The sequence below is a fragment of the Aneurinibacillus sp. UBA3580 genome (assembly GCF_002375825.1).
In the GTDB taxonomy this organism is placed as follows: Bacteria; Bacillota; Bacilli; order Aneurinibacillales; family Aneurinibacillaceae; genus Aneurinibacillus; species Aneurinibacillus danicus.
This window is the reverse complement of record NZ_DFMZ01000050.1, coordinates 1-8,454: the sequence shown is the minus strand read 5'-3', so window position 1 is coordinate 8,454 and position 8,454 is coordinate 1. Positions and strand designations below refer to the sequence as shown.

Here is an 8,454-nt window from a genome sequence, read left to right as displayed (position 1 = left end):
GCGGCTACCGCCACGTCCGTTAATGTAACATTCAATTTCGATTCCAGCCGTTGTTTAACCCGGATAATAACATCGGCCACAGCCACGACATCATGGATTTGACCGTCCAGCATCGAACGCTCTTCGTGTTCTTCGCGCTCATAGCCGAGAACGGTGAATTTACCGCCGGGGGCAGGTGAAACAAGGAGGCCGACGACGCTGCGCGTGCCGATATCCAGCGCAAATATATGGTTTTTAGTCTCTTCGTACATACCTTGCAACTCCTCCAATAATAAAGCATCTCTCTTTGACGTTTTAGGAACTATGTAAGGTATTCGCGACAGGAGAAGAAATTCCTTTCTCTTATTTTTATAGAAAGGCTGACAAAGCAAAAAGAATAAGTTATAATACACTTTAAATATTTTTTTGAAAATTATTTGAAAAAAGAACAAGAGGTGGAGAGAAGATGAGCAACGAAAAGTTAGAGCAGCTTCGCAGCGATCTCGACGCAGTCAATTTGCAGATTCTGGAGCTGATTAACAGACGAGCTGAGATGGTGCAGGAAATCGGAAAGATAAAGCTGAAGCAGGGAATTAACCGTTTTGACCCTGAGCGCGAACGTCAGATGTTGAACCTCATTATCGAGAACAACAAAGGTCCGTTCGAGGATGGCACAATCCAGCATCTGTTTAAACAAATCTTCAAGGCCTCTCTTGAACTGCAAAAAGACGACAACAGCAAAGCGTTGCTCGTGAGCCGCAAGAAAAAGCAGGAGGATACCGTTGTCACTCTGGGGACCGCACAGGTCGGTGGCGGAGATCCTGTGCTGGTGGCAGGACCATGTTCGGTAGAATCGTATGAACAGGTACGCCAGGTAGGGGAAGCGCTCAAAGCGAACGGTGTTACGCTGCTGCGCGGCGGTGCGTTTAAACCGCGAACATCTCCTTACGATTTCCAGGGCCTCGGTGAAGAGGGCCTGAAAATTCTGCGGCAGGTTGCTGATGAGTTCGGTCTGAAGGTTGTGAGCGAAATCGTAACCCCGGCCGATATCGAAATGGCAACCCGGTATGTCGATGTCATTCAGATTGGTGCGCGCAATATGCAGAACTTCGAGTTGCTTAAAGCGGCGGGCCGAGTGAAGACGCCGGTGCTGCTCAAGCGTGGATTATCCGCTACGATTGAAGAATTTATTTATGCTGCCGAGTATATCGTATCGGGCGGAAATGATCAGGTTATGCTATGTGAGCGCGGTATTCGCACATACGAGAAAGCGACGCGGAATACGCTCGATATCTCTGCCGTTCCGATATTGAAGCAGGAGACACACCTGCCAGTATTTGTCGATGTAACACATTCTACAGGACGCCGCGACATTCTGTTACCGACAGCGAAGGCTGCTTTAGCTGTAGGTGCGGATGGCGTGATGATCGAAGTGCACCCGGACCCGGATGTTGCGCTTTCTGATGCCAAGCAGCAAATCAATATTCCGCAGTTTAACGAATTCGTCTCTAAACTGCGCGAATCCGGCCTCTATAAACAAAGCGTACCAACATTATAGTAGATAAACAACCGCTGGAGAATTCCAGCGGTTTTTGTGTCCGCATCTTCACACATAAAAAACGCAACAAGCGCGCACCCTAAAAACAACATTCTCTATGAAGACAGGGTGACGCATATGCCGCGACAGCATACACAGCCACAAATCATTTTCATCATGCTTCTTACGATATTGTTTGCCGTTGCCGGGTGCGGCGGACAGAAAATCCAAAGTGAACACGGCAAAACGCCGATCGAAGGTCCGATGTCATTCGAACACAAAATCCCAAAGATAACGACGGCTCAGCGTCAGGAGCTATTGAATGCGATCCGGGAAGCGGAGCAAAAAGTACAGCGCGCGACACAGCGCACAAAGATCGCCTATATTAAAAATCAGCCGATCCATACGTACCTCGATTTCACAACTAAAAAACAGATGCACGACTACTATGCCCAAAATTGGAGTGAACAGTTGTCCACACAGCTTACGCATGAAACCATCGATTTAAGCTACTCCATACCGGGTCAGGAATTGGCGACGAATCCGACTTTTCGTCAAATTAGTCCGTTATCCATGAAATTGCCGGAAGCGCGCGTCACATCGTACTACAAAAATACGGCGATTGTCGAATATCTGGGTACGATCGAAACAGGACAGAAATATCGCATTCAATACACAATGATGAAAAACAATGAAAATGAACGCTGGATTATTGCGCACAAAGCGATTAGCCGGGGCGCCGTCGGACCGTATATCGGGAATAAAAGAGAGCGGTGACATGTTTGCAGACAAACCTGTTATACGAAAAAGGTTTGTCTGTTTCTATTTTGTATAAAGTTTGTGTGAATCCGATTGCATACATAGAAAATTTATAATATGATAAGTGAAAAATTATGAAAATGAATGAAAACTCAGTAGTACAGTTCATAAAATTATAGCAGTAGGAGGAATTACGATTGCCAGTTACAATTTATGATGTGGCAAGAGAAGCAGGTGTTTCGATGGCAACCGTTTCTCGTGTCGTAAACGGGAACCCGAATGTGAAACCTTCCACAAGGAAGAAAGTGCTTGCGGCGATTGAGCAGTTGGGTTATCGCCCGAACGCAGTGGCGCGGGGCCTTGCGAGCAAGCGGACAACCACGGTTGGTGTGATTATTCCAGACATTGCAAGTCCGTTTTTTGCGGAGCTAGCGCGCGGAATTGATGATATCGCCAGCATGTATAAATATAATATTATTCTGTGCGATTCAGATGAACGGATTGAACGGGAATTGCATTTGACGAACACGCTGTTAGAAAAGCAAGTGGACGGCATTGTATTCATGGGCCGGGAAATTACCGAGAATCATATGCAGGTGTTTACGACTGCGTCCGTGCCAATCGTACTTGCCGGAACAAAAGATCCGACGGGACAACTTCCGTCCGTAGACATCAGCCATTATGAGGCTGGCTATGATGCAACCAAATATTTAATCGAGAAAGGTCATAAGCGCATCGCCATGGTAACCGGACCGCTTATTGATCCGCTGGCAGGCATGCGCCGTTTTGAAGGGTATAAGAGAGCGCTTGATGAGGCAGGACTGTCTTTTAAAGACAGCTATGTATATAACGGTAATTTCCGCTATGAATCGGGACTGGCAGCAGCGGATCAGTTTATGTCACTGGTCGAGCAGCCGACGGCGATTTTTGCGGCGAGCGACGAGATGGCGGTCGGTGTGATTCATGGAATTCAAGACCGCGGTCTGCGTGTGCCGGAAGATGTAGACGTTATCGGTTTTGATAACATTCGTTTGGCTGAAATGGTACGTCCGCGCCTGACGACGGTAGTACAACCAATGTATGACATCGGGGCTGTAGCGATGCGTCTGCTAACCAAATATATGAACAATGAAAAAGTGGAGAATCATATCGTAATTCTGCCGCACCGTATTGAAGAGCGGCAGTCCACTAAAGCAAGTGCAGAGCGTAAACCGCAGGAAGAAACGGAATAAGGGGAGCAGATATGAGAATCGGAATTATTGGAGCGATGGACGAAGAGATCACGTTGTATAAAGAAGGCATGGATCTTGCGCGTAAGACGCGCAAGACCGGCATTACATACTATGAAGGGCAATGGGAAGGAAAAGAGGTTGTCCTGTGCAAATGCGGTGTCGGCAAAGTAAACGCAAGCGTTTGCACCCAGATTCTTATCGATACCTTTCAGGTAGGTGCCGTTATTTTCACCGGTGTGGCAGGCGCCCTGCACCCGGATTTGGAGATTGGCGATATTGTCGTGGGGACGGATTGTCAGCATCATGATATGGATGTTACGGCGCTTGGTTTCCCGCGTGGAGTTATTCCTTTTACTGATATGTCAGTGTTTCATGCCGATGAGCGGCTGGTCCATGCGGCTGTGCAGGCAAGCGAACAGGTAGCGGAAGGCAAGACGATGACCGGGCGTATTCTCTCAGGCGACCAATTTATCGCCAGCCGTGATACGGTACGGGAATTGTATGAGACGATGGGAGGAATGTGTACGGAGATGGAAGGCGCAGCCGTCGCCCAGGTGTGCGCGATGAATGAAGTGCCGTTTGTTGTCATTCGCTCGATGTCGGATAAGGCAGACGGGTCGGCACACGTGAACTTTCCGGAGTTCACGAAGCTTGCGTCGCAGCGTTCGTATGAAATCGTAAAAAGCATGCTGGCGCATTTGTAGAATACGCAGGCAAAATATAAAGGAGCAGGGGAATGCATGTCCCTGTTCCTTTTTGTATGCGGATAAAAATTATCCCTTTGGACAATATAGAAGTACCTTTTCGATCGTTTTTTTGTTTTTGCTTGTAATTTCTTCGCGGCGTGGAATCGGAGGAAACAGTCCTTCTGGATCAAGAATGGTCGAGGCCAGTTGCACCGGGCTTTCTTCCTGGTATTTTTGAATCCAGGCATTAGGAAGTGGGAGGTTGTCCACAATACGTTGTCCGGATAACTCGGCCCACAGAAGGCTCCAGGCACGTGGTACGACACGCCAGATATCATAGCCGCCGCCCCCGGTCGCAATTAAGCGTCCGTCACATAGCTCGTCCGCCAACTCGCGCGCCAGTTTAGGAATCTCCTGATAAATACGCATCGAAGCAGAGAGATGGGTGAGCGGATCGAATGTGTGCGAATCACACCCGTTTTGCGTTAGAATGACATCCGGCTTAAAACCACGTGCCACAGTAGGCAGGATGCTATAGTAAGCTTCAAGCCAGGAGTCGTCCTCCGTAAACGCATCAAGCGGAACATTAACAGAGAAGCCGTATCCCTGACCGTCACCGCGTTCTGTAATGTTTCCTGTACCTGGAAAAAGATATTTACCTGTCTCATGGAAGGAAAGTGTAAGTACATTCGGATCGTCGTAAAATGCCCACTGCACACCATCGCCATGATGTGCATCCGTATCAATATAGAGAACACGGGCATCATATTCCTTACGCAAATAGGCAATAGCAACCGAACAATCATTATAGATGCAGAAACCGGAAGCCCGGCCGCGGAAGCCGTGGTGCAGCCCGCCAGCCAGATTCACGGCATGGCGGTATTCTCCGGACATGACCAGATCTGCGGCGTGCAGCGTTCCTCCCACAGTTAAGGCCGTAGCTTCATGCATATTAGGAAAGATGGGACAATCTTCCGTTCCTAATCCGAAACTGCTTGCGATGGCAACTTCCCGTTCCGCATGGCCGCACTTTCTGACCACATCAATGTACTGCTGATCATGGACGAGTGCCAGTTCCTCGTCCTTCGCTATGCGGGGCGCTACAATATCGCTATCATCAAGCAGACCCATCATGCGAAGCAAATCCATTGTCATGACGAGTCGCCGTTGGTTAAATGGGTGGTCATCATTAAAGAAGTACTGTAAATATTCGTCGCTATAAATAAAGGCAGTTTTTATCTTCATACTAATCCCTCTGATTCTCTGGGCCATATGATGCGGTAACCGGCCTCTTCAATTTTGGAAACAACGTGGCGCGGGTCGATGGTTTGTACCCTGAACACCAGGTTTTTCTTTCCGAGATGCTGACCGGGCATGACGAGTACGCTGGTGACGTTGCAATTCGCCTCCTTAAAAATGTTTGCGACGTCTGCAAGCAGGCCGGTCCGGTCGTCGACTTCCACTTCGATATGGGAACTTGGGTAGTGGACGCCCATTAATTCAACAAGTGTATGTAGAATGTCGGTTTCTGTAATAATACCTTTCAGTTCGTCATCAACAACAACAGGAAGACAACCGATACGGTTATCATACAACGCAAGAGCGGCTTCTTCCACAAAATCAAGCGGATGAGCACAAATGACGTCCTTGCGCATGATAGAAGACACGGGGGTACTCAGGATTTGTTCATCGTCTGCATGAGGCGCGTTGATAGTGGAAGGGCATGCGTCCCGCACGTCCCGATCAGATATGATTCCTACCAGTTTTCCTTGCACAACAACCGGCAGATGGCGAATCCGGTATTGCTGAACTTTCAAAAGCGCGAGCCGGATTGAATCCGTAGGCCCGACGGTGACAACATTTCGCTTCATAATATCTTCCACAAGCATCGTGCATTTCCCCCTAATTCTTCCCTATTTTATCTATCATTTTATTCCATTTATTTGTCTAATAGTAAAGAATTTTTTAACACATAAATCGATTTTGAAAATGGATGCGATCGAATGCCTGAGCAGATGCAAGCGGCACGCATTTACCGATACGATTCGGCTGAACCGGGCCTTCAATCTGCAGAATACATGCCGGCTTTTCTATTTCCTGATGATACAGCGTTTTTTATGGTTCACTCTTTTCACATCTTACCATGTTGTATCATTTTTCTCTTTTGCAAAAATTATCCTATATTTTCTGTTAAGTTGCCAACAATAAATTTGAAAAACATGTGAACGATTATAATTGATAAAATAACAGATTATTTGATATAATCAAAACTGAGAAAGGGTTTTCAAAACTAAAAAAGAATTACAGTAGTTAGGACCAATTAAAATTAGTGGGAGAGGAGCTATCGTTATGAAAGAAATGATGGACAAGAAAGTACTTCCGGTTGTAGGGAGCGGCTATAATATGCCTTCTTATGAAGAAGCATATAATAACTTTAACTGGGAGGACGTAGAGAAGCAATTTACCTGGTATAAGACAGGCAAGGTCAATATGGCTCACGAAGCAATTGATCGGCACGTAGGCACCTCTCGCGAAAATAAAATAGCGCTTTATTACAGCAGTGCAACACGCGATGAAAAATATACGTTTGCAGAAATGAAAACGCTATCTGATAAATTTGGTAATGTACTGCGTAAGCTGGGAATTGCAAAAGGTGACCGCGTATTTATTTTTATGCCGCGCTCACCTGAGCTTTATGTAAGTCTTCTTGGGACGATTAAAGTGGGTGCTATCGTAGGACCGTTGTTTGAAGCATTCATGGAGGGGGCTGTGCGTGACCGTTTGGAAGATAGCGAAGCGGTAGCTATTGTTACGACACCGGACCTTCTGCCACGGGTACCGGTTGGAGAGCTGCCGGCCCTGAAATACGTGATTCTTGTCGGCGGCGACGGCAACCTGAAAGAAGGTCAGATAAGCTACGAGAAAGAAATGGAACAAGCGTCTGCCGATTTCGAAATCGAGTGGGTAGATCGTGAAGATGGACTTATTCTTCACTATACATCAGGTTCAACAGGAAAGCCGAAAGGAGTCTTCCATGTTCATAACGCGATGATTCAGCACTATCAGACAGCTAAGTGGGTGCTGGATTTACAAGAAGATGATGTCTACTGGTGCACGGCTGACCCGGGCTGGGTAACAGGCACGGCGTATGGCATCTTCGGTCCGTGGTTGAATGGAGCAACCAACGTAGTTCGCGGCGGCCGTTTCAGCCCGCAGGACTGGTATTCCACGGTAGAGAAATATAAAGTAACAGTCTGGTACAGTGCGCCAACTTCATTCCGCATGTTAATGGGTGCGGGAGATGAAGTGGTGAAGCGATATGATTTGTCCAGCCTTCGTCACGTATTGAGTGTAGGTGAGCCGCTGAATCCGGAAGTTGTATACTGGGGAATGAAAGTATTTAACAAGCGGATTCATGATACGTGGTGGATGACGGAGACAGGCGGTCAGCTGATTTGTAACTATCCGAGCATGCCGATCAAACCGGGATCGATGGGAAAACCGTTCCCTGGCATTGTTGCGGCCATTCTCGATGATGAAGGAAACGAGCTGCCGCCGAATCGAATGGGGAATCTGGCTATTAAGGTAGGCTGGCCTTCCATGATGCGCAAAATTTGGAACAACCCGGCCAAGTACGAGGAGTATTTCCGCTTCGAAGGCTGGTATGTGTCCGGAGACTCCGCCTATGTGGATGAAGAAGGCTACTTCTGGTTCCAGGGGCGCGTAGATGATGTGATTATGACGGCAGGAGAGCGGGTTGGTCCGTTCGAGGTTGAGAGCAAATTAGTCGAGCATCCAGCGGTAGCCGAAGCCGGTGTTATCGGTAAACCGGACCCGGTACGTGGTGAAATTATTAAAGCGTTTATCGCGCTCCGCGATGGATATGAGGCTTCGGATGAATTGCTCGAAGAGATTCGTAAGTTTGTAAAAGAGGGATTTGCTGCACATGCAGCGCCGCGTGAGATTGAAGTTCGCGACAAACTGCCGAAAACACGATCCGGTAAGATTATGCGCCGTGTCCTGAAAGCATGGGAGTTGGGCCTGCCGACTGGTGACCTGTCTACGATGGAAGACTAAGAAGAAAGAACGGGAAGGGAAAGAAGGTAAGATTTCCTTGGATCTTCTTTTCTCTTCCTTCTTTTTTTATTTCAGGATTTTCACAAAAAACCACCATGGCGTCTCAGCCGCAACCCCGACATGAAAATGCAGAGAAGAGCGGCTGACTCTTGTGGTACGAAGGAAAAGAGAGGAAAGAATGAGG

General features: G+C 47.6%; 7 protein-coding genes and 1 pseudogene. 5 read left to right on the top strand and 3 right to left on the bottom strand.

Features of this window, described 5'->3' with window-relative positions:
* Positions 1 to 251, bottom strand: a pseudogene (locus B2899_RS08120) (cell division protein FtsA); the annotation flags it as partial.
* Positions 252 to 445: 194 nt separating this feature from the next.
* Here B2899_RS08120 and B2899_RS08115 point away from each other — a divergent pair.
* The 4 genes from B2899_RS08115 (at position 446) to B2899_RS08100 (ending at position 4,211) form a co-directional block, all read left to right on the top strand.
* Positions 446 to 1,537, top strand: a complete 1,092-nt coding sequence (locus B2899_RS08115; protein ID WP_146808480.1) for a bifunctional 3-deoxy-7-phosphoheptulonate synthase/chorismate mutase — start codon at positions 446 to 448, stop codon at positions 1,535 to 1,537.
* A 117-nt stretch (positions 1,538 to 1,654) separates the two neighbouring features.
* Complete coding sequence (locus tag B2899_RS08110; RefSeq protein ID WP_286884969.1) at positions 1,655 to 2,293, top strand: hypothetical protein; 639 nt, start codon at positions 1,655 to 1,657, stop codon at positions 2,291 to 2,293.
* A 179-nt stretch (positions 2,294 to 2,472) separates the two neighbouring features.
* Complete coding sequence (gene ccpA / locus B2899_RS08105; RefSeq protein WP_146808478.1) at positions 2,473 to 3,507, top strand: catabolite control protein A; 1,035 nt, start codon at positions 2,473 to 2,475, stop codon at positions 3,505 to 3,507.
* Between the two features lie 11 nt (positions 3,508 to 3,518).
* Complete coding sequence (locus B2899_RS08100; RefSeq protein ID WP_286884967.1) at positions 3,519 to 4,211, top strand: 5'-methylthioadenosine/adenosylhomocysteine nucleosidase; 693 nt, start codon at positions 3,519 to 3,521, stop codon at positions 4,209 to 4,211.
* Positions 4,212 to 4,280: 69 nt separating this feature from the next.
* On the opposite strand, the gene B2899_RS08095 is transcribed toward B2899_RS08100, so the two are convergent.
* Together B2899_RS08095 and B2899_RS08090 are read right to left on the bottom strand one after the other, a co-directional pair.
* A complete protein-coding gene (locus B2899_RS08095) occupies positions 4,281 to 5,438 on the bottom strand; it encodes an acetoin utilization protein AcuC (protein ID WP_146808476.1) in 1,158 nt (385 codons plus the stop codon).
* Complete coding sequence (locus B2899_RS08090) at positions 5,435 to 6,082, bottom strand: CBS and ACT domain-containing protein (protein ID WP_146808475.1); 648 nt, start codon at positions 6,080 to 6,082, stop codon at positions 5,435 to 5,437. The genes B2899_RS08095 and B2899_RS08090 overlap by 4 nt, the downstream gene beginning before the upstream one ends.
* A 469-nt stretch (positions 6,083 to 6,551) precedes the next feature.
* Here B2899_RS08090 and acsA point away from each other — a divergent pair, with 469 nt between their 5' ends.
* Positions 6,552 to 8,270: an acetate--CoA ligase gene (gene acsA / locus B2899_RS08085; RefSeq protein WP_371863531.1), complete on the top strand. Its 1,719-nt coding sequence runs from the start codon at positions 6,552 to 6,554 to the stop codon at positions 8,268 to 8,270.
* Positions 8,271 to 8,454: the final 184 nt, after the last annotated feature.